The organism is Nocardia sp. NPDC057440 (genome assembly GCF_042802915.1).
Classification (GTDB): domain Bacteria; phylum Actinomycetota; class Actinomycetes; order Mycobacteriales; family Mycobacteriaceae; genus Nocardia.
Genome location: NZ_JBHVDF010000012.1, coordinates 235,464 through 261,691 on the forward strand (window position 1 = coordinate 235,464; position 26,228 = coordinate 261,691).

The window sequence follows — 26,228 nt, forward strand, 5'->3', positions numbered from 1 at the left end:
TTGGACCGGCTGGATTTCGGCGGAAACGGCGAAACTGAGGACGCACAAGGGAACGCTTCGCAGGCCGCTGCGGACTACTTCCCGTTGTCGCCCGCACAGCTGGGCATCTGGTACGCGCAGCACGTGGACCCGCAGGTCCCGATCAACATCGCCCAGTACGTCGACCTGCGGGGTGATCTCGATCTGGACGCGCTGCTGCAGGCGAGCATCGACGCGGCCAACGAGTCGGAGTCGGGATGGCTGCGGATCGTCGAGCGCGACGGTCAGCCGATGCAGGTCGTGGACAAGACCTTGTTCCCGGAGATCGGCTACCTCGACTTGCGCGGCGAAGCGGACCCCGAGGCCGCGGCCGCGGAGTGGATGCGGGCGGAGTACAGCCGGCCGCTCGATATCGTCAACGATCGCCTGATCGTGGCCGCCGCATTGCAGATCGAAGACCAGCGCTGGTTCTGGTACGCGCGGGTGCATCACATCGTGCTCGACGGCTTCGGCGCGATGACCTACATGACCAGGACGGCGGAGTACTACACCGCCGTGGTGAACGGGACCGAGGCGCCGCCCGCGAAGGCCACCGACCTGCGCGCGCTGTACGAGCTGGAGATGTCCTACCGGGACAGCACCCGCTTCCAGGGCGATAAGGAGCATTGGGCGCAGCGCGTCGCCGGTCTGGAAGAAGGATCGAGCCTCGCTGGGCGTTCCGCGCCGCCTGCCCCGGTCAATACGGTGTCGAGCGCGGCGTTGTCGCCGGAGCAGGACGCACTGCTCGCCGACGCCGTAGCACGCCACGACAACTCGCCCGCCGGTCTGCTGATCGCGGGCTTCGCGGCGTATCTCGCACAGCTGACGGGCACCCAGGACGTCATCCTGAGCCTGCCGGTGACGGCGCGAACCACAGCGGCAATGCGGCGCTCGGGTGGCGTGACCTCGAACATCGTGCCGCTGCGTTTGCAGGTCGGCTACGACACCACGGTCACCGACCTGCTGCGTTCGGTGACCGTCGAGGTATCGGGCGCGCTGCGTCATCAGCGCTACCGGCACGAGGACATCCGCCGCGACGCGGCGAGCTCCTCCGGTGTGGTGAGCACGGAGTTCTTCGGTCCGTGGGTGAACATCATGCTGTTCCACAACGAGGTCGCACTCGGCCCGATGGTCGGCGAGTTCAATGTGCTCTCGACCGGCAGCATCGAGGACCTCGGCGTCAATTTCTACCAGTCGGTCGCGGGCACCCGTTCGCACATCGACTTCGAGACCAACCCGAACCTCTACACCGAAACCGAAGCCGCGCAGCATCATTCGCGGTTCTTGGAGTTCTTCGGAAGGTTCCTCGCCGCCGACGCCGATGCGAAGGTGTGGCGCCTGCAGGCCACCACCGACGCCGAGCGCACCCGCACCCTGCACGAGTGGAACGACGCCGAGCAGCCGCTGCCGGAAACCACCCTGCCCGCCCTGCTCGACGCGCAGATCCCGCTGACTCCCGACAATGTGGCGCTCGATTTCGAGGGCGCGACACTGACGTACGCGGAGTTCGCCGCGCGGGTCAACCGACTCGCCCGGTTCCTGATCGCCGACGGCGTCGGCCCGGAATCGCTTGTCGCGCTCGGCATGCGCCGCTCGCTGGAACTGGTCATCGGCATGCACGCGGTGTTGAAGGCCGGTGGCGCGTACGTTCCGATCGACCCGGACCATCCCGCCGATCGCACCGCCTACATCCTCGACAGCGCGGACCCGGTCTGCGTGCTCACGCTGTCCAACGACGCGCTCGACCTGCCCGATTCGGTGCGCAGGGTCGAGATCGACACCCTCGATGTGGCCGCGTACTCCGATGCGCCGGTGACAGATTCGGACCGGCTCGCGCCGCTGCGCCCGGGCAACACCGCCTACGTCATCTACACCTCCGGCTCGACCGGCCGCCCCAAGGGCGTGGCGGTCACCCATCACGCGATCGTCAACCAGCAGCTGTGGATGCTGGACGAGTACCGGCTGACCGCCGACGACGTGTACCTGCAGAAGACCGCGACCACCTTCGACGTGTCGCTGTGGGGCTACTTCCTGCCGTTGCTCGTCGGTGCGAAACTGCTCATCGCGGCCCCGGACGGGCATCGTGATCCGCTGTATGTCGCGGACATGATCGAGCGGCACGGCGTCACGGTGACCGACTTCGTCCCCTCGATGCTGACGGTCTTCGTCGCGCACGCCACCGCGGCCCAATGTGCCACGCTGCGTAATGTTTTCGTGATCGGCGAGGCGCTGCCGCCGGAGACCGCCGCGGGCTTCCGCGCGATCACCTCGGCCGGACTGCACAACCTGTACGGGCCGACCGAGGCCGCGGTGTCGGTCACCTACTGGGAGGCCACCGCCGCCGACACCGTGACGGTGCCGATCGGCATTCCGGAGTGGAATGTCGAAGTCTACGTACTGGATTCGCGATTGCGGCCCGCCGCGATCGGTGTGCCGGGCGAGCTCTATCTCGGTGGACGTCAGTTGGCTCGCGGCTACCGCGGCCGCGCCGACCTGACCTCGGACCGCTTCGTCGCCAACCCGTTCGGTCTGCACGGCGACCGCATGTACCGCACCGGCGACCTGGTGCGCTGGAACTCCGTCGGCACGCTGGAATACATCGGCCGCACCGACTTCCAGGTGAAGTTCCGTGGTCAGCGCATCGAGCTCGGTGAGATCGAAACCGATCTGCTCGCTCATCCCGCGGTCAGCCAGGCCGCGGTGCTCGTTGTCGATACCGCGACCGGTCAGCAGCTGGTCGCGTATGTCGTGCCCGCGCCGGGTCATACGATCGATCCCACCGAGCTGACCAGGTTCGCCGCCGGACAGCTGCCCAGCTACATGGTGCCCGCGGCGATCATGGTGCTGGCGGCGTTCCCGCTCAACACCAGCGGCAAGCTGGACCGCAAGGCGCTGCCGGAGCCGGTGTTCACCGCCGACGCCGCCGGATTCCGGGCCCCGCGCACCCAGGCCGAGCAGGTCGTCGCCGGCATCTTCGCCGATGTGCTGAGCCAGGACCGGATCGGCATCGACGACAACTTCTTCGACCTCGGCGGCAACTCGCTGGTCGCCACCCAGGTGGTGTCGCGGATCGGTGCGGCGTTCGGCATCCAGTTGGGTGTGCGTGCGCTGTTCGAAACGCCGACCGTGGCAGGCATCGCCGCTCGCGTCGAAACCGCGACGCCCACCGAAGGTTCGCGGCCGGTGCTCGTCGCCCAGCAGCTGCCCGATCGGGTGCCGCTGTCGCTGGCGCAGCAGCGGATGTGGTTCATCAACCAGTTCGATCCGACGGTGCCGACCTACAACCTGCCCTTCGTGGTCCGGCTGCGCGGTCGTGTCGACGTCGACGCGCTGCAGCCCGCGCTCACCGATGTGCTGGCCCGCCAGGAATCGCTGCGCACCATCTTCCCCGAATTCGGCGACAGTGCCTACCAGCAGGTGCTGCCGATCGAGGACATCGACCTCGGCCTCACCGTGGCGCCGATCGAGGAGTCCGAACTTCTCGGCGTGCTCACCGAATTCGCGTCCACCGGCTTCGATGTCTCCCGCGAGCTACCCATCCGGGTGCGCGCCTATCAGATCACCGGCAGCTCGCGTAACGGCACCGCGGACTATGTCCTCGCGTTCGTCGTGCATCACATTGCGGCGGACGGCTTCTCGTTCGGGCCGCTGGCCCGCGATGTCGCCACCGCCTATCTGGCCCGCGCGGCCGGGGAGCCGCCCGCCTGGGCTCCGCTGCCGGTGCAGTACCGCGACTACTCCCTGTGGCAGCGCGAATTGCTCGGCGCCGAAACAGATCCCGACTCCATGGCCGCCCGCGAGATCGCCTACTGGCAGGGCGCGCTGGCCGGTCTGCCTGATCAGCTCGAGTTGCCCACCGACCGGCAGCGGCCGCCGGTGCAGAGTTTCCGTGGCGCCCAGTTCGGTTTCGAGATCGACGCCGAACTGCACGCCAAGCTGACCGGACTGGCTCGCGCTCAGGGCGCGACCCCCTTCATGGTGCTGCACGCCTCGCTCGCGCTGCTGCTCGCCCGGCTGTCCGGCACCACCGACATCGCCATCGGCACCCCCATCGCCGGACGTGGCGAGCAGGCCCTCGACGACCTGATCGGCATGTTCGTCAACACCCTCGTGCTGCGCTCGGAGGTCGAGCCTGCGCTCTCGTTCGCCGAATTATTGTCGCGGACAAGGGAAACCGACCTCGCGGCCTTCGCGCACGCGGATGTGCCGTTCGAGCGACTCGTCGACGTGCTCAACCCGACCCGCTCCCAGGCCCGGCACCCGCTGTTCCAGGTGATGCTGTCGTTCCAGGAGATGTCGCACGGCGCACTGGAGCTGCCAGGTCTGTCGGTCTCGGCCGATGAGCTCGAGGTCGACATCGCCAAGTTCGACCTGCTGTGGACGATGACCGAGCAGCGGGGCGCCCACGGCGAACCCGACGGTGTGTCGGTGGTCGTCTCCTACGCCACCGATCTGTTCGACGCCGACACCGTCTCATCGTTCGCCGATCGGCTGCTGCGAATCCTGCGGCAGATCATCGTCGAACCGGCGGCGGTCGTCGGTGATATCCAGCTGCTCGACGAGCGCGAATCCCAGCTGTCGCTGGCCGACTGGCACGGTGCGGTCCACGAGATCGATACGGCGGCAACGATCGTCGACCTGGTCAATGCCCAGGCGGCGGCGACCCCGGATGCGATCGCCGTGGTGGACCGTTCCGCCGAAGGCGCCCTGGACACTCCGGCGTCGCCCGCTGGCGAATCGCTGACCTACGCCGAATTCGGGGCACGGGTGCACCGCCTGGCCCGCCGCCTGATCGACGCCGGTGTCGGCCCCGATGTTCCGGTGGCGCTGGGGATCCGGCGTTCGATCGACCTGATGGCCGCGATCCACGCCGTGCTCGAGGCCGGTGGCGCCTATGTGCCGCTCGACCTCGACCAGCCGGCCGAACGCATCGCGCACATCCTCGAGACCGCCGCGCCCGCGGTAGTGCTGACCACCTCGCGGGATTGGTTCCGGCCCGAGGGGCTGCCGGTCCTGGTGATCGACGACATCGAGCTGTCCGGGTATGCCGATGCTCCGGTGACCGATGTCGAGCGCACCGCGCCGCTACGGCCGGAGCACCTGGCCTACGCGATCTTCACCTCCGGCTCCACCGGCCGCCCGAAGGGCGTCGGGGTGTCGCACGCCGCGCTGATGCACCAGATGCGCTGGCTCATCACAGAATTCGGTATCAATGCCGACGACGTCGTGTTGTTCAAGACGCCGTCGACCTTCGACGCCTCGGTGTGGGAGCCGCTGGCGCCGATGGCCAACGGCGCCCGGACGGTCATCGCGATGCCGGACGGTCATCGCGACGCCCAGTACCTTGCCGACGTCATCGCCGCGGACCGGGTGACGATCGCTTCGTTCGTGCCTTCGCTGCTGACGGTGTTCGCCACCAGCGTCGATGCCGACGCGTTGACCTCGCTGCGCACCCTGCTCGTCGGTGGTGAGGCCTTCACCAGCGATGCGGTGGACGCGTTCCGCAGGCTCGGCGTTCCCGATGTAGCGCTGGTCAACCTGTACGGCCCCACCGAGTTCACCGTCAACGCCACGCACGCGATCGCCGCCGACGAGGTGCGCGGTGCGGTCCCGATCGGCCGCCCGGTCTGGAACACCCAGGCCTATGTGCTGGATTCGCGACTGCACCCGGTGCCCCCCGGTGTCGCGGGAGAGCTCTATCTCGCGGGCGCGCAGTTGGCGCGCGGATATCTCGGCCGGGCGGATATGACGGCGGATCGCTTCGTCGTGAACCCGTTCGGCCCCGATGGAACGCGCATGTACCGCACCGGTGACCTGGTGAAGCGCGACGCCGGTGGTGTCATCGAATACATCGGCCGCACCGACTTCCAGGTGAAGCTGCGCGGTGTCCGCGTCGAGCTCGGCGAGGTCGAGTCCGCACTGCGGTCCTACCCCGAGGTCGCCCAGGCTGTGGCACTGGTGCGTTCGGACAACCGGCTCGGTGACCAGCTCGTCGGCTATGTCGTGCCCGTCGATGGCGGTGCGCAGGACCGAGCGGCATTCGATGTGGCCCTGCGCACGCATCTCGCCACTCGACTGCCGTCGTACATGGTGCCGGCCGTCATCGTGCCGATCGATGCCATTCCGCTCAGCCCGAACGGCAAGCTGGACCGGCGGGCGCTGCCCGCGCCGGTGTTCGAGGTCCGTGCCTTCCGCGCGCCGAGCACGCCGATCGAGGAGATCGTCGCGCAGGTGTTCGGCGAGGTGCTCGACCTGCCTCGCGTGGGTGTGGACGACGACTTCTTCGACCTCGGCGGCAACTCGCTGATCGCCACCCAGGTTGTCTCCCGCGTCGGCAACGCCCTCGATACCCGCGTGCCGGTTCGGATGCTGTTCGAGGCCCCCACAGTGGCCGCGCTCGCCGCCCGCGTGGAGTCGCAGGCCGGTGACGGCGCGCGCAAGGCGCTGGTGGTTCGGGAACGGCCGGAAGAGATTCCGCTCTCCCTCGCTCAGCAGCGCATGTGGTTCCTGAACCGGTTCGACACGCAGTCCGCGGTCAACAACATGCCCGTGGCGATCCGGCTGTCCGGTGATCTGGACGTGGCCGCGCTGCAGGTCGCGGTCATCGACGTGATCGACCGGCACGAGTCGCTGCGCACCGTATTCCCGGAGACCAACAGCGGCCCGGTACAGGTGGTTCTCGACGCGGCGCAGATCGTTCCCGACCTGACGCCCTACCGGGTCACCGAGGAGACGCTGGTCCAGCACCTGATCGACCTCGCGTCGATGGCTTTCGACGTCACCAGCGAAGTACCGTTGCACGCCCGCTTGTTCGAGATCAGCGAGACCGAGTACGTGCTCGGCATGGTGGTGCACCACATCTCGGCCGACGGTTGGTCGATGGCTCCGTTGTCGCGCGATGTCATCGTCGCCTACGCCGCCCGCACCTCGTGGGAGGCGCCGACCTGGGCCGAATTGCCGGTCCAGTACGCGGATTACGCGCTGTGGCAGCGCGAGGTACTCGGGTCGGAGACCGATCCGAACTCACTGATCTCCACCCAGATCCGTTACTGGCAGCGCGAACTCGCCGACCTGCCCGACGAATTGGTGTTGCCGTGGGATCATCCGCGCCCGGCCGCCGCGTCCTATCGGGGCGGTACCTACGCGTTCGTGATCTCCGGTGAGACCCAGCGCGCACTGGTCGAACTGGGGCGCCGCTACAACTCGTCGTTGTTCATGGTCATGCACAGTGCGCTCGCCGTACTGCTCGCCCGGGCCAGCGGAACCTCCGATATCGCCATCGGCACCCCGGTGGCAGGCCGCGGCGAGGCCGCGCTCGACGACCTGATCGGCATGTTCGTCAACACGCTCGTGTTGCGGACGAACGTCGACGGCGCAACCAGTTTCGCGGACCAGCTCGCCAAGGCCAGGGAAACCGACCTGCACGCCTTCGCGCACGCGGACGTTCCGTTCGAACGACTCGTCGAGGTGCTCAACCCGGCCCGTTCGCAGGCGCGCCACCCGTTGTTCCAGGTGATGCTGGCGTTCCAGAACATCAAGCAGGCCACCCTCCAGCTGCCGGGTCTCTCGGTCAACGGCATCGACTACGACGCGCAGCTGGCGAAGTTCGATCTGATGCTGACGCTGTCGGAAACCCAGGACGACCAGGGCGCCGCCGCCGGGATGTCGGCCGAGTTCTCTTATGCGCTCGACCTTTTCGACGAGCCGACGGTTGCCGGTTTCGCCAGGCAGCTCGATCGTATTCTTGCCGCCGCTATCGCCGATCCGGAAGTGCCGGTGGGCGATATCGACCTGCTCGCACCGCAGGAGCGCGCACAGGTGCTGGTGGACTGGAACGACACCGCACACGCGGTGCCCGCCGAAACGCTTGTCTCCCTGTTCGAGAACCAGGTTCGGCGCACCCCGGATGCCGTCGCGGTGGTTTTCGAGGGCGAGCAGCTGACCTACGCCGAATTCGCGGGCAGAGCACGTCGTTTGGCGCGCAAGCTGATGGCGGATGGTGTCGGCACCGAATCGCTGGTGGCATTGGCGATCCGGCGTTCGATCGACTTGGTCGTCGCGATTTACGCGGTGCTGGAGGCGGGCGCGGGATACGTTCCGCTCGATCCCGATCAGCCGGCCGACCGGATCGGTTATGTGCTCGACACCGCCCGACCGGTCGCGGTCCTCACCACCGAGCGCGACGGTTTCACCACCGAGCTGGCGCCGGTGCTGGCCATCGATACGCTCGAGCTGGACGGGTTCGACGCCGCGCCGATCACCGATTCCGAACGGGTGCAACCGATTCGGCTGGCGAACACGGCGTACGTGATCTTCACATCGGGTTCCACCGGCCGTCCCAAGGGCGTGGCGGTGAGTCACGGCTCGGTCGTGAACCGGCTGCTGTGGCTGCAATCGGCGCGTGTCCCGCTCGACCACACCGACGCGGTGCTGCAGAAGACCCCGCTGACGTTCGATGTCTCGGTGCCGGAGTTCTTCTGGCCGTTGCAGGTCGGCGCCCGACTGGTGGTCGCTCGCCCGGACGGTCATCAGGACCCGGCCTACATCGCCGATCTCATTCGGCGCGAAGGGATCACCTCCGCACACTTCGTGCCGTCGATGATGGCCGTGTTCGTCGCCGACCAGGGCGACGTGCCGACGCTGCGGCAGGTGTTCGCCTCTGGTGAGGCATTGCCGGTGGTGACCGCGCAGCGGATGCGCGAACTCACCGGCGCGCGGTTGCACAACCTGTACGGCCCGACCGAGGCCGCGGTCGAGGTCACCTTCCACGAGGTGACCGACGCGGACACCGTGTCGGTACCGATGGGCGCGCCCGTGTGGAACACCCGCACGCTGGTGCTGGACGCCAGGCTGCACCCGGTCGCCGTAGGCGTCGCGGGTGAGCTCTACCTGGCGGGTGTTCAGCTGGCTCGCGGCTATCTGGGACGCCCGGAGCTGACGGCGGACCGCTTTATCGCCAACCCGTATGGCGCGCCCGGTGAGCGGATGTACCGCACCGGCGACTTGGTCAAGTGGACCGCGAACGCGGAGCTGGAGTACCTGGGCCGCACCGACTTCCAGGTGAAGCTGCGCGGCCTGCGCATCGAGCTCGGCGAGATCGAGGCCGCGTTGCTCGCCCTCCCCGGCGTCTCGCAGTCGGTGGTGATGGTGCGCGGTGATGCGCACGCGGGTGATCAGCTGGTCGGTTACGTTGTCGCCGAACCGGACACGGCCGTCGATATCGATGCGGCGAAGGCCGCGCTGGCCACGTCGTTGCCCGGGTACATGATCCCCGCTGCGCTGGTCGTGCTGGCCGAGTTCCCGGTCAATGCCAGTGGCAAGCTGGATCGAAAGGCATTGCCCGCGCCGGTCTTCGAGGCCAAGCGTTTCCGTGCGCCGTCCACGCCGATCGAGGAGATCGTGGCCGACGTCTTCGCCGATCTACTCGGTGTCGCCCGCGTGGGCGTCGACGACGACTTTTTCGAGCTCGGCGGCAACTCGCTGGTCGCCACCCAGGTCATCGCTCGGATCGGCGCGGCGCTGAACGCCGAGATCGGTGTCCGGCTGCTGTTCGAGGCGTCGACCGTCGCAGGGCTCGCGGCCCGGGTGGAATCGCAGGCCGGGACCGGTGGGCGTGAACCGCTGACCGCGCGTACTCGTCCGGAACATCCGCCGCTGTCGCTGGCACAGCAGCGGGTGTGGTTCCTGAATCGCTTCGATGCCGACTCGGCCGCCGACAACATTCCGGCGGCGGTCCGGCTGCAAGGCAACCTGGATCTGCCCGCACTGCGTGGCGCGATCGCCGATGTGGTCGCGCGGCACGAATCGCTGCGCACCATCTACCCCTCGCACGACGGCGTCGCCTACCAGCGTGTGCTCCCGTCGACTCGGGCCGTTCCGGAACTCGACGTCGTCTCGATCGGCGAAGACGAGATGACCGGCGCGCTGCGCGAATTCGTCGGTCGCGGGTTCGATGTGACCGCTCAGTCGCCGGTGCGGTTGCGGGCCTATCAGCTCGGCGAGCAGGACTACGTGCTCGTCGTCGTCGTGCATCACATCGCCTCCGACGGCTTCTCCATCCGCCCGTTGGTCCGCGACCTGATGACCGCCTATGTGGCGCGCACCTCCGCCTCCGAGCCCGGCTGGCCGCCGCTCGCGGTGCAGTACATCGATTTCGCGCTGTGGCAGCGCGAAACGCTGGGATCCGAGAACGATCCCACCTCACTGATCTCCGAGCAGCTCGACTACTGGCGCGGTGCGCTGGCCGGTCTGCCCGACGAGCTGCGCCTCGCCGGTCGGCCGCGTCCCGCCGTCGCCTCGTACCAGGCGGGCACGCACCGCTTCCGGGTGCCGGGCGAACTGATCGACGAGCTGAACCGGGTCGCGCACGCGCACGGCACCACGCTGTTCATGGTGGTGCACAGCGCCTTTGCCGCGTTGCTCGCGCGGCTGAGCGGATCCGACGACATCGCCATCGGCATCCCGGTGGCAGGTCGTGGCGACCAGGCGCTCGACGACCTGGTCGGCATGTTCGTGAACACCCTCGTGCTGCGCGCGCAGGTCGATACGACAGCCTCGTTCGCCGATCTGCTCGCCCAGGTGCGTGAGCGGGACCTGCAGGCCTTCGCGCATGCGGACGTCCCGTTCGAGCGGCTGGTCGAGGTGCTCAACCCGGCCCGCTCGCAGGCTCGTCACCCGTTGTTCCAGGTGATGTTGACCTTCCAGAATCTCGGTCGCACCTCGCTGGAACTGCCCGGCCTCACGGTGTCCGAGCTGGGTATCGACGCGCCGACGGCCAAGTTCGACATGCAGCTCACGCTGAGCGAGGTGCCCGGCGGCACCGCCGAGATGGACGCCGAACTGGTCTACGCCACCGACCTTTTCGATGCCGCGTTCGCGAATACCTTCGCCGAGCGCTTCGTTCGGGTGCTGCGCGGCGTCGCCATCGAACCGTCGATCGCGGTCGGCGATATCGAGGTGCTCGATCCGTCCGAACGCTCGCGCGTGCTCGAGCAGTGGAACGCCACCGAATTCGCGGTCGACGCGGCGCTGACCTCGCCGGTGGGCGATGCGGCCGCGACGCTGGTCTCGCTGTTCGAAGCCCAAGTGGCGCGGACGCCCGACGAATACGCCGTCACGTTCGAGGGGACAAGTCTGTCCTACGCCGAGTTCGCCGCGCGGGTGCACCGGCTGGCGCGCTGGCTCAAGCGCAACGGCGTCGGCCCGGAATCGTATGTGGCACTCGGCATGCGGCGCTCCATCGATCTTGTCGTCGGCATGTACGCGATCAACGCCGCCGGTGGTGCGTACGTGCCGCTGGATCCGGATCACCCGGCCGAGCGCATCGACTACATCCTCGACACCGCGCGTCCGGTGTGCGTGCTCACCTCGGGCACGGATCTGGAAACCACTGTCTCGCGGCAGGTTCGGATCGATGAGCTCGATCTGTCCGGGTTCTCCGACGAGCCGCTGACCGACGCGGATCGGCACCGGCCGCTGCGGCCTGCCAACACCGCGTACGTCATCTTCACCTCCGGTTCGACCGGACGCCCCAAGGGCGTCGCGGTCTCGCACGCGGCGATCGTCAACCGGCTGGTGTGGATGCACGCCGAATACGGTCTCGCCGCCGATGATGTCGTGGTGCAGAAGACGCCTGCCACCTTCGACGTGTCGGTGTGGGAGTTCTTCTGGCCGTTGCAGGTCGGCGCGCGCCTTGTCATCGCGAAGCCGGACGGCCACCGCGATCCGGCCTACCTCGCGCAGCTGATCACCGACGAGCAGATCACCACGGTGCACTTCGTGCCGTCGATGCTCTCGGTATTCGTGAGCTCGATCGCGGCGTCCGCAAGCCCCTCCATGGGTACGCAGGCTCTCACCTCCGGGGCTGACGCTCCCGCCGAGACGCGTGCGGCCGAATGCACGAGCCTGCGTAATGTTTTCGCCTCCGGTGAGGCGTTGCCCGCGGTGACCGCGCAGCGGTTGCGTGAGCTGACCGGCGCCAGGCTGCACAACCTGTACGGTCCGACCGAGGCCGCCGTCGACGTGACCTTCCACGAGGTCACCGACGCCGACACCGTGTCGGTGCCGATCGGCGCTCCGGTGTTCAACACCCGGGTCTACGTACTCGATTCACGGCTGCGACCGGTTCCGGTCGGTGTTCCCGGCGAGCTGTACCTGGCGGGCGCGCAGCTGGCGCACGGGTATGTGGCACGCCCCGACCTGACCACCGAGCGTTTCCTCGCCGACCCGTTCGGCACGGCCGAGCGCATGTACCGCACCGGCGACCTGGTGGCCTGGACCGCCGACGGTGAGCTGGAGTACCTGGGCCGCACCGACTTCCAGGTGAAGCTGCGTGGTCTGCGCATCGAACTCGGCGAGATCGAATCGGAGCTCACGGCGCTGCCGAACATCGCGCAGGCCGTGGTGCTGGTGCGCACCGACGAGCGGACCGGCGATCAGCTGGTCGCCTATCTCATCGCCGCCGCACGCAAGACCGTGGACATCGACGCGGTGAAGATCGCGCTCGGCGGGCGGCTGCCCGCCTACATGATCCCGTCGGCCTATCTGGTCCTCGACGCGTTCCCGCTCAATGCTTCCGGCAAGCTGGATCGCAAGGCGCTGCCCGCGCCGACATTCGCGGCCAAGGTGTTCCGCGCGCCGAGCACGCCGGTGCAGGAGATCGTCGCGAGCACCTTCGCCGAGGTACTCGGCCTCGACCGGGTCGGCCTCGACGACGACTTCTTCGAACTCGGCGGCAACTCGCTGGTCGCCACACAGGTGGCGGCCCGGCTGGGCGAGGCGCTGGACGCGCAGATCCCGGTGCGTGTGCTCTTCGAGGCATCCACTGTCGCCGCGCTGGCTTCGCGGGTGGAATCGGCTGCCGGACAGAGCGGCCGGGCGCCGCTGGTGGCGCAGCCGCGGCCCGAGCTGGTGCCGCTGTCGCTCGCACAGCAGCGGATGTGGTTCCTCAACCGCTTCGACAATCGCACGGCGGTCAACAACATCCCGGTGGCCATCCGGCTGACCGGTGCGCTGGACACGGGCGCGCTCAACGCCGCCATCGCCGACGTGCTGGCGCGCCACGAGGCGCTGCGCACCGTGTACCCCGAGGTGGAGGGCACCGGTTACCAGCGCATCCTGACCGTGGACGAGGTGCGTTTCGAACTCGCACCCGAGCCGGTGACGGCTGCCGCGCTGCCCGCGCGCATCGTCGAGCTCGCAGGCGTGCACTTCGACGTGACCAGCGCGATTCCGTTCCGCGCGGCGTTGTTGTCGCTGGATGCGCGCAACCACGTCGTCGTGTTCGTCATGCATCACATCAGCGCCGACGGATTCTCGCTGCGTCCGCTGCTGCGCGATGTGGTGGTGGCCTACAGCGAGCGGTCCAGGGGCGAGGCCCCCGTCTGGGCCCCGCTCGAGGTGCAGTACGCCGACTACGCGCTGTGGCAGCGCGAGGTGCTCGGCAGTGCGGACGATCCGGAGTCGGTCGCGGCCGCCCAGATCGCCTACTGGACCGAGCAATTGCGTGATCTGCCTGATCAGATCGAGCTGCCCGCCGACCGGCCGCGTCCGGAGATCGCCACCAATGCCGGTGGTATGCACAACTTCTCGGTCGACGCCGAGCTGCACACGGCATTGACGGAGGTGGGCCGTGCCCACGGCGTCACCCTGTTCATGGTGGTGCACGCCGCGCTCGCCACGTGGGCGGCCCGGCTGTCCAACAGCACCGACGTCGCCATCGGCACCCCGATCGCCGGACGTGGCGAACGCGCGCTCGATGACCTGGTCGGCATGTTCGTCAACACGCTGGTGCTGCGCAACGAGGTCGACCCGGGCGCGAAGTTCAGCGATCTGCTCGAGCAGGTGCGTCGCACCGACCTCGCGGCCTTCGCCAACGCGGACGTGCCCTTCGAGCGGCTCGTCGATGTCATCAGCCCGGCTCGCTCACAGGCGCATCACCCGCTGTTCCAGGTCGCGCTGACCTTCGAGGCGGCCTCGGCCGCCGAGATGGGCACCGTCACACTGCCCGGGCTCGACCTCGACGTGGTCGAATTCGACGCGGGCACTGCGAAGTTCGACGTGCAGCTGACCGTGGGCGAGGCCGCCGACGGCGCGCTGAACCTGTCCTGGAACTACGCGACCGAGCTGTTCGATCCGGAGACGGTGGCTTCGTTCGCCGACCGCCTGGTGCGAATCCTGCAGAGCGTCGTCGAAGACCCGGCGATCGTCGTCGGCGATATCGACCTGCTCGGTGAGGCCGAGCGGCTCGATGTGTCGCAGCGCTGGGTGTCCTCGGGCGCCGACGGCGGCGCGGGCCGGTTCGCCGAGACGGACGCCACCCTGGCCGGGCTGTTCGATGCGGCCGCGCTGGCGCATCCGCAGCGCACGGCGGCGAAGTTCGGCGCCGACGCCCTGACCTATGCCGAGTTGGATCGGCGTGCGAATGTGCTGGCGCGCAGGCTGATCGCCGATGGTGCGGGTCCTGAGTCGCTGGTCGCGGTAGTCCTGCCGCGGTCGCTGGATCTGGTTGTCGCGTTGTTGGCCGTGGTGAAGACGGGCGCGGGTTATGTGCCGGTCGACCCCACCTATCCGGCCGATCGCATCGCCTATGTGCTGTCGGATTCGCGTCCGACCAGTGTGATCGTCGATTCGACGGTCGAGGTCGCGGTGCCCGAAGGCCTGCCGACCGTGGTGGTGGACGGGTTCGCCGTCGAGACCGGCAATATCGAAGACGCCGACGATGCGCCTATCACCGATGCGGACCGTAACGCACCGCTGACGCCGGACAGCGTCGCCTATGTGATCTACACCTCCGGCTCGACGGGGCGCCCGAAGGGTGTCGCGGTCGCGCATCGGAATGTGGTGCGGCTGTTCGCCAACACCGATCGCGACTTCGGCTTCCGCGCCGACGATGTGTGGACTTTGTTCCACTCCTACGCGTTCGACTTCTCGGTGTGGGAGCTGTGGGGTCCGTTGCTGTTCGGCGGCACCCTGGTCGTGGTCGATTACTACACGTCGCGCTCGCCGGAGCAGTTCCTCGAACTGCTGCGCACCGAGCAAGTCACCGTGCTCAACCAGACCCCGTCGGCGTTCTATCAGCTGGCGGAAGCGGATCGCAATGCCGCGCCGGATGCCGCGCCGTTGGCGTTGCGGTATGTGGTGTTCGGTGGCGAGGCGCTGGAGCTGCGCAGGCTCTCGGATTGGGTGGCCCGTCACGGAGACGGTGTCACCGCGCGGACCGGCCGTAGCGCGGGTTCCGCGCCGCTGCTGGTCAACATGTATGGCATCACCGAGACGACGGTGCACGTGTCCTACCGTGCGCTGGACGCGGCGACCATCGCCGCCGCTTCCGGCAGCGTCGTCGGCCGGGCGATCGCCGGGCTGCAGGTGTATGTGCTCGACAACCGGTTGCGGCCGGTTCCGGTCGGTGTCGCGGGTGAAATGTATGTCGCGGGTCCGCAATTGGCTCGTGGCTATCTCGGTCGTCCGGATCTGACTACGGCGCGGTTCGTGGCGAACCCGCTCGCCGATGCCGATTCCGCCGGTTCGCGCCTGTACCGTTCCGGCGACCTGGCGCGTTGGAATCGCAATGGTGAGCTCGAATACCTGGGTCGCGCCGATGATCAGGTGAAGGTCCGCGGTTTCCGTATCGAGCTCGGTGAGATCGAGTCCGCGGTGCTGGCGCAGCCGGGTATCGCGCAGGCGGCGGTTATCGTGCGTGAGGATCAGCCGGGCGACCAGCGGATCGTGGCCTACGTCGTCGCTGAGGACTCCACACCGGATGTCGAGGTGATCCGTGACGCGGCAGCTCAGCTGCTGCCGTCGTACATGGTGCCCGCGTCGTTCGTGGTGCTGGAACGGATTCCGTTGACGGTCAACGGCAAGCTCGATCGGCGCGCACTGCCGGCGCCTGCCGTGCAGGCCGCGGCGTTCCGCGCGCCGGTCACTCCGGTCGAGGAAACTGTCGCCGCGGTGTTCGCCGAGGTGCTCGACCTGGATCGGGTCGGCGTGGACGACGATTTCTTCGATCTCGGCGGCAACTCGCTGATCGCGACCAGGGTGGTGTCGCGCATCGGCGCCGCGCTCGGGACGACGGTTCCGGTGCGGGCGCTGTTCGAGGCCTCGACCGTGGAATCGCTTGCCGCACGGGTGGAATCGCATGCCGACGGCGCCGCACGTGCTCGCCTGGTCGCCCGCCCGCGCTCGGCGGACGCACTGGTGCCGCTGTCGTTCGCGCAGCAGCGCATGTGGTTCCTGAACAAGTACGACACCACGTCCGCGGCCTACAACCTGCCGGTCGCCATCCGGCTGACCGGCGCCCTCGATGTCGACGCGCTGCGGCTCGCGGTGGCGGATGTGGTGCGCAGGCACGAATCGCTGCGCACCCGCTACCCGGAGCACGGCGGCACCCCGGTTCAGGTGATCGTGCCCGCCGAGGACATCGTGCTCGACCTGCACCCGGTCGCGGTCGACCCCGCACTGCTGACCACCGCGGTGACCGAGTTCGTCACGGCCGGATTCGATGTGGCGGAGCAGGTTCCGCTGCGGACCAGGCTGTATACGGCCGGTGTCGAGGACTACGTGCTCGTGGTCGTTGTGCACCACATCGCGGCGGACGGTTTCTCCGTCGGCCCGCTGACCCGCGACGTGATGCTCGCCTACACCGCGCGCGCCGAAGGGAGTGCGCCCGGCTGGGCGCCGCTCACCGTGCAGTACGCCGACTTCGCGGTCTGGCAGCGGGAAGTACTCGGCGCCGAGAACGACCCCGAGTCGTTGCTGGCGCGTCAGGTGGCGCACTGGCAGCGTGCGCTCGACGGCGTTGCCGACGAGCTGCCGTTGCCGACCGATCGGCCGCGCCCGGCGGTCGCCTCGCATCGTGGCGCGACCGTGCAGCGCGAGCTGCCGAGGGACCTCGTCGCTGCGCTCGACGATCTGGCCCGCCAACGCGGCGCGTCGCTGTTCATGGTGATGCACAGCGCGCTCGCGGTGCTGCTCGCCCGACTGTCGGGCACCGAGGACATCGCGGTCGGCACCCCGATCGCGGGCCGCGGCGAACAGGCGCTCGACGACCTGGTCGGCATGTTCGTCAACACTCTGGTGCTGCGCACCGGGATCGAACCGGGTGAGTCGTTCACCGAACTGCTCGACCGGGTGCGTGGCACCGACCTGGACGCCTACGGCAACGCGGACGTGCCGTTCGAGCGACTGGTGGACCTGCTCGCGCCGGAACGCTCGCAAGCCCGCAACCCGCTGTTCCAGGTGATGCTCGCGTTCCAGAACCTGGACCGCGCGTCGCTGGAGCTGCCCGGGCTTTCGGTGTCGGCGCTCGAACTCGAAGAGAACGTGGCGCGCTTCGATCTGCAGTTCACGCTGTCGGAGAACGACGCGACCGGCATGACTGTGGCGCTGACCTACGCGACCGAGCTGTTCGACGAGTCGACGGCTCGCGATATCGCGCAGCGCTGGCAGCGGGTGCTCGAAGCCGTTGCCGCCGATCCGGCCGCACCGGTCGGCGCCATCGATGTGCTCGACGCGGCCGAGCATGCCGATCTCGTCGCTCGTACGGGCGCTCCCGCGGCGCCCGCGCGCACCCTGCCGGAGTTGCTGGCAGCAGCCGCGGCCCACGACCCGCAGGCGCCCGCGGTGGTGTTCCAGGGGACGAGTCTGTCCTATGCCGAACTGGACGAGCGGTCGAACCGCTTGGCCCGCATGCTGATTGCCGAGGGTGTCGGTCCCGAGGATCTGGTCGCCGTCGGTGTGCCACGTTCCGCGGATTCGGTGTTCGTATCCTGGGCGGTCGCCAAGACCGGTGCGGCATTCGTGCCGCTCGACCCGAGCTACCCGGCCGAGCGCATCACGCACATGGTCACCGATTCCGGTTCGGCCCTCGGTCTCACCGTCGCCGCCGTGCGCGAAGGTCTGCCGGAATCGGCACGCTGGCTGGTGCTCGACGCCCTCGATCTGGAGGCGTTCGACGGCGGCCCGATCACCGACGCCGACCGGGTCCGGCCGCTGCTGCCGCAGCACCCGGCCTACGTCATCTACACCTCCGGCTCGACCGGTGTGCCCAAGGGCGTCGTGGTCACCCACGCCGGTCTCGCCAACTTCGCTGCCGAGCAGGTCGAGCGGTATGCGCTCGACTCCAACTCGCGCGCACTGCATTTCGCTTCGCCGAGCTTCGACGCGTCGATCCTCGAGCTGATGCTCGCGGTCGGTCCGGGTGGTGCGCTGGTTGTGGTGCCGCCGGGCGTCTACGGCGGCGAGGAGCTCTCCGAGCTGATCCGGCGCGAGCGGGTCACGCACGCGTTCATCACGCCTGCCGCGCTGGCCACCTTCGACCCGAGCGGCCTGGACTCCCTGCGGGTGCTGATCTCCGGAGGCGAAGCCTGCCCGCCGGAACTGGTCGCGAAATGGGCCGCGCCGCTGGCCGATGGCTCCGCACGCAAGGTCTACAACGCTTACGGCCCGACCGAGGCCACCGTCGCGACCAACATGAGCGATCCGCTGGTGATCGGCGAGACGGTGACCATCGGCGGCCCGATCCGCGGTATGCAGTCCCTGATCCTCGATGCCCAATTGCGGCCCGTACCAGTGGGTGTCGCGGGTGAGCTGTACCTGTCTGGTATTCAGCTGGCGCGCGGCTACCACGCGCGAGCCGGGCTGACCGCCGACCGGTTCGTGGCCAACCCGTATGCCGAAGGCCACCGCATGTACCGCACCGGCGACGTGGTCCGCTGGACCCGCACGGGTGCGGTGGAATATGTGGGCCGCTCCGACTTCCAGGTGAAGATCCGCGGCTTCCGTATCGAACTCGGCGAGATCGATGCCGCGCTCGCGTCGCACGAGACCGTCGACTTCGCGGTCACCCTCGGGCACAAGAGCTCGGTGGGCGCCGTCACACTGGTGTCGTATGTGGTTGCCGCGCCGGGCGAGTCGATCGACGTGGCCACGCTGACCAGGCATGTCGAGGATCGGCTGCCCGCCTACATGGTGCCCTCGTCGGTGATGGTGATCGACCAGGTGCCGCTGACCGGGGCAGGCAAGCTGGACCGGAAGGCGTTGCCGGAGCCGGTATTCGCGACCGAGGTCGTGTTCCGTGCGCCGCGTACCCCCGTCGAACACACCATTGCCGAGGTCTTCGCCGAGGTGCTCGGCGTGGAACGGGTCGGTGTCGACGATTCCTTCTTCGCGCTCGGCGGCGACAGCATTGTGTCGATCCAGCTCGTGTCGCGCGCCCGGGCCCGTGGTGTCGTCTTCACGCCGCGGCACGTCTTCGAACAGCGCACCGTGGCAGGGCTCGCCTCGGTCGCGGAGACCGCCGAAGCCGCCGGGGCGACGCAGCCGGTGCTCGCCGAGCTGCCGGGTGGCGGCGTCGGCGCGATGCCGCTGACGCCGGTGGTGCGGTTCATGGCGGAGCGGCGCGGTTCGTTCGGCCGGTTCAATCAGACACTGGCGCTGGAGCTTCCGGTCGGCATCGACCGCGCGGGTATCGCGAAGACCGTCGGTGCGGTCATCGACCGGCACGACATGCTGCGGGCCCGGTTGCATCACGACGGTAGCGACTGGATCGTCGAAACCGCGGCGCCGGGCACCGTCGAGGTGGACGCGCTGATCGACAGGACCGAGTTCGACGCCGGTATCGGCGATGCCGAACTCGCCGAGATCGCGGGCGCGGCACTGGACGCCGCGCTGGATCTGCTCGATCCGGCCGCGGGCGTGGTGGTTCGGTTCGTCTGGCTGGAGCCGAACGACAGTGACCACAGCGGGCGACTGATCGTCGTCGGCCACCACCTCGTCGTGGACGGTGTCTCCTGGCGCATCCTGGTGCCGGACTTCGTCACGGCGTGGGGTCAGCTCACCGCCGGGCAGGAACCGGAGCTCGTCGCACCCGTCACGTCGATGCGTGCGTGGGCCGACGCCCTGCGGCGTGAGGCCGAAAGTGCCGAGCGGGTCGCCGAACTCGACTACTGGCGTTCGGTGGCCGGGGCGGCGGACCCGTTGCTGACCGATCGACCGATGGATCCGGCAGTCGACACCGCGGGCGGTATCGAGAAGCTCCAGGTCGAGGTGTCCCCAGCGGTCACCAAGGCCCTGCTCACCACGGTGCCCGCACTCTTCCACGGCGGCGTCAACGACGGCCTGCTCACCGCGCTCGCACTGGCGACCGCGAAATGGCGGGCCCGGCGCACCGGAACCAGAGCCGACGACTCGCTGTTGATCCGCCTGGAAGGCCATGGTCGCGAAGAGGATGTCGTCCCCGGCGCGGACCTGTCGCGCACCGTCGGCTGGTTCACCGCGATCTTCCCGGTCCGATTCGACCTGTCCGGCATCGACATCGATGCCGCGCTCGCAGGCGGCCCCGCGCTCGGCAAGGCCGTCAAGGCGGTCAAGGAACAGCTGCTCGCCGTCCCGGACAAGGGCGTCGGTTACGGGTTGCTGCGCTACCTGAACAAGCGGACCGCCACCGAACTGCCGGTCGAGCTGCCCGGCCAGGTGAGCTTCAACTACCTCGGTCGCGTCTCCGACGGCGATGTGCCCGAGGCGCTGCGCGGCTTCGGCTGGATCCCCGCGGCCGATCTCGGCGCGCTCGGCGGCGCCTACGACGCGGATATGCCCGCGATGGCGCCGCTGGATGTCAACGCCATCGTGGTCGGCGACAAGCTGACCGCGAACATCGGCTACCCGGCCACCCTGCTCGACGCCGCACAGGTTCGCGAATTCGCCGACCTGTGGATCACGGCGCTGGAAGCGGTCGCGCGGCACGCCAACTCGGCAGGCGCGGGCGGACACACACCGTCCGACTTCGGCCTGGTGCGCAGCACGCAGCGCGATATCGACGGCTGGGAGCAGCGATTCCCGGCCCTTGCCGATGTCTGGCCGCTGTCGGCGTTGCAGGCCGGTCTGCTGTTCCATGCCAGGCTGGCCGCCAGCTCGGTGGATGTGTACACCGCGCAGGCGGTGCTGACCCTCACCGGTCGGGTGGACGCGGCCAGGCTGCGTTCGGCCGCACAGGCTCTGGTGGATCGCTACGAAACCCTGCGCACCGCGTTCGTCACCGACAACGACGGCAACGCCGTGCAGGTGGTGCTCGACAGCGTCCGAGTGGCGTGGGCCGAGCACGATCGCATCGAGTCCGGCGAATCCGATGACCTCATCGTCGCCGATCGGATGCGGCGCTTCGATCTGACCGCGCCGCCGCTGATCCGGTTCACCCTGATCCAGGTCGCGCAGGATCGTTGGCAGTTCGCGGTGTCCAACCACCACATCCTGCTCGACGGTTGGTCGATGCCGTTGCTGATGCGGGATCTGCTGGTGCTCTATGCGGCACACGCCGACAGCACCGTGCTGCCCGCCGCCCGTTCCTACCGGCACTTCCTGGAATGGACCGCGCAGCAGGATCTTTCGGCCTCGGTGGGCGTGTGGCGCGAGTCGCTGCGCGGCGTCACCGAACCGACCCTGCTGGCCCGGCCCGATGCGGGCCGCGAGATCACCGCGCTGGCCGGGGAGTACCTCTTCGACCTCGACGAGTCGGCGACGACCCGGCTGACCACGCTCGCCGCCTCGCTCGGCGTCACGCCGAACACCGTGCTGCAGACCGCGTGGGGCATCCTCGTCGGCCGCATGACCGGTCGTGACGACGTGTTGTTCGGTACCACGGTTTCCGGCCGCCCCGCCCAGCTGGCCGGCGTCGAATCCATGGTCGGTCTGTTCATCAACACCGTCCCGGTGCGGGTGCGTTTCGATCCGTCCGAGCCCGTCCGGCAGTTGCTGACCAGGACCCAGGGTGAACAGGCGGACCTGCTCGACCATCACTACGTCGGCCTTGCCGAAATCCAGTCCGCCGCAGGCGTCGGCGGACTGTTCGACTCGCTGGTGGTGTTCGAGTCCTACCCGGTGGATTCCGAGGGCATCCAGGCGCAGGCCGCGGATATCGACGGCATGGCCGTGGTCGGCATCGAAGCCGCCGACGCGACGCATTACCCGCTGACGCTGATCGCGCAGTTGGACACCCGACTGCGGATTCGCGCGGGCTACCTGCGCGATCTGTTCGACGAGCAGACCGTGCGGCGGATCGCCGACCGGCTCGTCCGGGTGCTCACCACCATGATCACCGAACCCGGTATGGCGGTCGGTGATATCGAGCTGCTCGACACCGTCGAGCGTGACCTGGTGGTGTCGGGCTGGAACGACACCGCGCATGCGATGGATTCGGCTGTTCTGCTGGGCCGTTCCGCAAGCTCCACAGCCTTGACGCTGGTTTCGATGTTCGAGGCGCAGCTGGTGAAGTCGCCCGAGGCGACCGCGCTGACGTTCGAGGGGACAAGTCTGTCCTACGACGAGTTCGCGGGCCGGGTGTATCGCCTGGCGCGCTGGCTTATCGAACGCGGCGTCGGCCCGGAGTCGTATGTGGCACTCGGCATGCGACGGTCCATCGACCTGGTCGTCGGCATGTACGCGGTGACTGTGGCCGGTGGCGCTTATGTGCCGTTGGATCCGGATCATCCGGCCGAGCGCACGGAATACATTCTCGCCACGGCGGATCCGGTGTGTGTGCTCACCTCCGGCGACGATCTCGACATCGACACCGCGCAGGTCCGCATCGACCTGCTCGACCTGGAGGGCCTGTCGGACGAGCCGGTGACCGACGCACAGCGGCGTGCTCCGCTGCTGCCGTCGAACACCGCCTACGTGATCTTCACCTCGGGATCGACGGGTCGCCCGAAGGGTGTCGCGGTCAGCCACGGTGCGATCGTGAACCGCCTGGTGTGGATGCAGTCGGCTTACGGCCTGACCGATACCGACGCGGTGCTGCAGAAGACCCCCGCGACCTTCGACGTCTCGGTGTGGGAGTTCTTCTGGCCGTTGCAGGTCGGCGCGCGCCTGGTGGTCGCGAAGCCGGACGGGCATCGGGATCCCGCCTACCTGGCCGAGATCATCGCGACCGAACGGGTCACCGTCACCCACTTCGTGCCGTCCATGCTCGCGGTATTCGTCGCCGAGGCGGCGGCCGCGCGCTGCGCGTCGCTGCGACTGGTCTTCGCCTCCGGTGAGGCGCTGCCGCCCAAGCCCGCGCACCGGTTGCGCGAGCTCACCGGGGCGGCACTGCACAACCTGTACGGCCCGACCGAGGCCGCGGTCGACGTCACCTTCCACGAGGTGACCGAGGCCGATGTGGACACGGTGCCGATCGGTGCGCCGGTGTTCAACACCCAGGTGTATGTGCTGGATTCACGGTTGCGCCCGGTTCCTGTCGGTGTCGCGGGTGAGCTGTACCTTGCGGGCGCCCAGCTGGCGACGGGGTATGTCGCGCGGGCCGACCTGACGAGCGATCGCTTCGTGGCCAACCCGTTCGGCAGCGCGGGCGTCCGCATGTACCGCACCGGTGACCTGGTGTCCTGGACGTCCAGCGGTGAGCTGGAGTACCTGGGCCGCACCGACTTCCAGGTGAAGCTGCGTGGTCTGCGTATCGAGCTGGGCGAGATCGAGTCGGCGCTGACCGCGCTGGAGGAGGTCGCGCAGGCAGTCGTCGTGGTGCGCAGCGATCAGCACACCGGCGATCAGTTGGTCGCGTATGTCGTTGCGGCGCCCAATGGCCGCCTGGACATCGAGACGCTGCGCGAGGACCTCGGTAGGCAGTTGCCCGCCTACATGGTGCCGTCGGTGGTCATCGTTCTCGACGAGTTCCCGCTCAACGCCTCCGGCAAGTTGGACCGGAAGGCATTGCCCGCGCCGGTGTTCGAGGCAGCGGTATTCCGGGCGCCGACCACACCGGTCGAGGAGATCATCGCGGCCACCTACGCCGATGTGCTCGGACTGGAGCGCGTCGGCCTGGACGACGACTTCTTCGCCCTCGGCGGTAACTCGCTGAGCGCCACCCAGGTCGCCGCTCGGTTGTCCGCGGCCCTCGACACCGATCTCGGTGTCCGCGAGCTGTTCGAGGCGTCCACCGTCGGTGCGCTCGCGGCCCGCGCGGAGACCCGCGCCGGCGCCGGTGCACGGGCGGCGCTGGTCCCGCAGCAGCGTCCCGATCGGGTGCCGCTGTCGCTGGCTCAGCAGCGGATGTGGTTCCTCAACCGCTTCGATCCGGACTCCGCCGTCGACAACATCCCGGCCGCCGTGCGGCTTTCGGGTCTGCTCGACCGGCAGGCGTTGCAGATCGCGGTCGCCGACGTGCTCGCCAGGCACGAATCGCTGCGCACCTTCTATCCGGAGGTCGACGGCACCGCGTATCAGCAGACCGTCGCGACCGGCAAGGTGATCCCCGACTTCTACCCGGTCGATGTCACCGAAGCCGAACTGCCGCTGCGGCTTTCGGAAGTCGTGCTGACGGCCTTCGACGTCACCGCCGAGGTGCCGTTCCGGGCCAGGCTGTTCGAGATCAGCCCGACCGAACACGTGCTCGCCCTTGTGGTGCACCATATTTCGGCCGACGGCTTCTCCATGGGCCCATTGACCAGAGACATCATGACCGCCTACGCCGCGCGCGTCGACGGCGGCGAACCCGCATGGCGGCCGCTCGACGTGCAGTACGCGGACTTCGCGCTGTGGCAGCGCGCGGTCCTCGGCGCCGAGGACGACGCGGATTCGGTGATCGCCCAGCAGGTCGGTTTCTGGTCCGACACCCTGCGCGGGCTGCCGGAACAGCTGGATCTGCCTGCCGATCGGTCGCGTCCGGAGATCGCTTCCGGGCGTGGAGCGATCCACCGCTTCGAGATCGACGCGCAGACGCATGCCGGGCTCAACGGTGTCGCCCGCGGTCGCGGCGCGACGTTGTTCATGGTCGCGCACACCGCGCTGGCCGTGCTGCTCTCGCGACTGAGCGGCGAGCACGACATCGCCATCGGTACCCCCATCGCGGGTCGCGGCGAGCGAGCTCTCGATGATCTGATCGGCATGTTCGTCAACACACTCGTGCTGCGGACACCGGTCGAGGACGAGGTGAGCTTCGCGGATCTGCTGCGGTCGGTCCGTGCCACCGATATCGCGGCGTTCGGCCACGCGGACCTGCCGTTCGAGCGGCTGGTCGAGATTCTCAACCCCGTGCGGTCGCAGGCACGCAACCCGCTGTTCCAGGTCGCGCTGTCGTTCCAGAACACCGGTCAGAACACGCTGGAGCTGCCCGGGCTGACCGTCAGCGCCGTCGACCTGCCGATCGACGTCGCGAAATTCGATCTGCAACTGGTGCTGACCGAGAAGCCGACCATCGCCGACCCCACAACCAACGGGTCCGGCACCGAAACACCGGGTCTTACGGCGGAGCTGGTCTACGCCACCGACCTGTTCGACCCGGAGACGGTTGCCGCGATCGCCGATCGGTACCTGCGTATTCTGCGTACCGTCGCCGATCGACCCGACGTGCTTGTCGGCGACATCGACCTGCTCGACGCCGTGGAGCGCATCGAGGTGTCGCGTAATTGGGTGTCCTCGGGTGCGGACAGTGCCGTCGGCCGGTTCGCCGATCCGGATCTCACCCTGGTGGACTTGTTCGACGCGGCGGTCGCGGCATACCCGGATCGCTCGGCGGCCCGCTTCGGTGCCGACGCCCTGACCTATGCCGAGTTGGATCGGCGTGCGAATGTGCTGGCGCGCAGGCTGATCGCCGATGGTGCGGGTCCTGAGTCGCTGGTCGCGGTGATTCTGCCGCGGTCGCTGGATCTGGTTGTCGCGTTGTTGGCCGTGGTGAAGACGGGCGCGGGTTATGTGCCGGTCGATCCGACCTATCCGGCCGATCGCATCGCCTATGTGCTGTCGGATTCGCGTCCGACCAGTGTGATCGTCGATTCGACGGTCGAGGTGGCGGTGCCCGAAGGCCTGCCGAGCGTCGCGGTCGATGGTTTCGATGCCACCGAATTCGGCGATGCGCCTATCACCGATGCGGACCGTAACGCACCCCTGACGCCGGACAGCGTCGCTTACGTGATCTACACCTCCGGCTCGACGGGGCGCCCGAAGGGTGTCGCGGTCGCGCATCGGAATGTGGTGCGGCTGTTCGCGAACACCGATGCCGACTTCGGTTTCGGGCCGGATGATGTGTGGACTTTGTTCCACTCCTACGCGTTCGACTTCTCGGTGTGGGAGCTGTGGGGTCCGTTGCTGTTCGGCGGCACCCTGGTCGTGGTCGATTACTACACCTCGCGCTCGCCGGAGCAGTTCTTGGAGCTGTTGCGCACCGAGCAGGTGACCGTGCTCAACCAGACGCCGTCGGCGTTCTATCAGTTGGCGGAGGCGGA

1 protein-coding gene (only partly in view) is annotated in these 26,228 nt (G+C 68.4%); it reads left to right on the forward strand.

The window, feature by feature from the left end; translation table 11 throughout:
• Positions 1-26,228, forward strand: part of the annotated coding region (locus ACFU4Z_RS24685) for a non-ribosomal peptide synthase/polyketide synthase (RefSeq protein WP_379066887.1) (this coding region is incomplete at its 3' end). 9,802 nt of the annotated region lie beyond the right edge of the window; 26,228 of its 36,030 annotated nt are in view.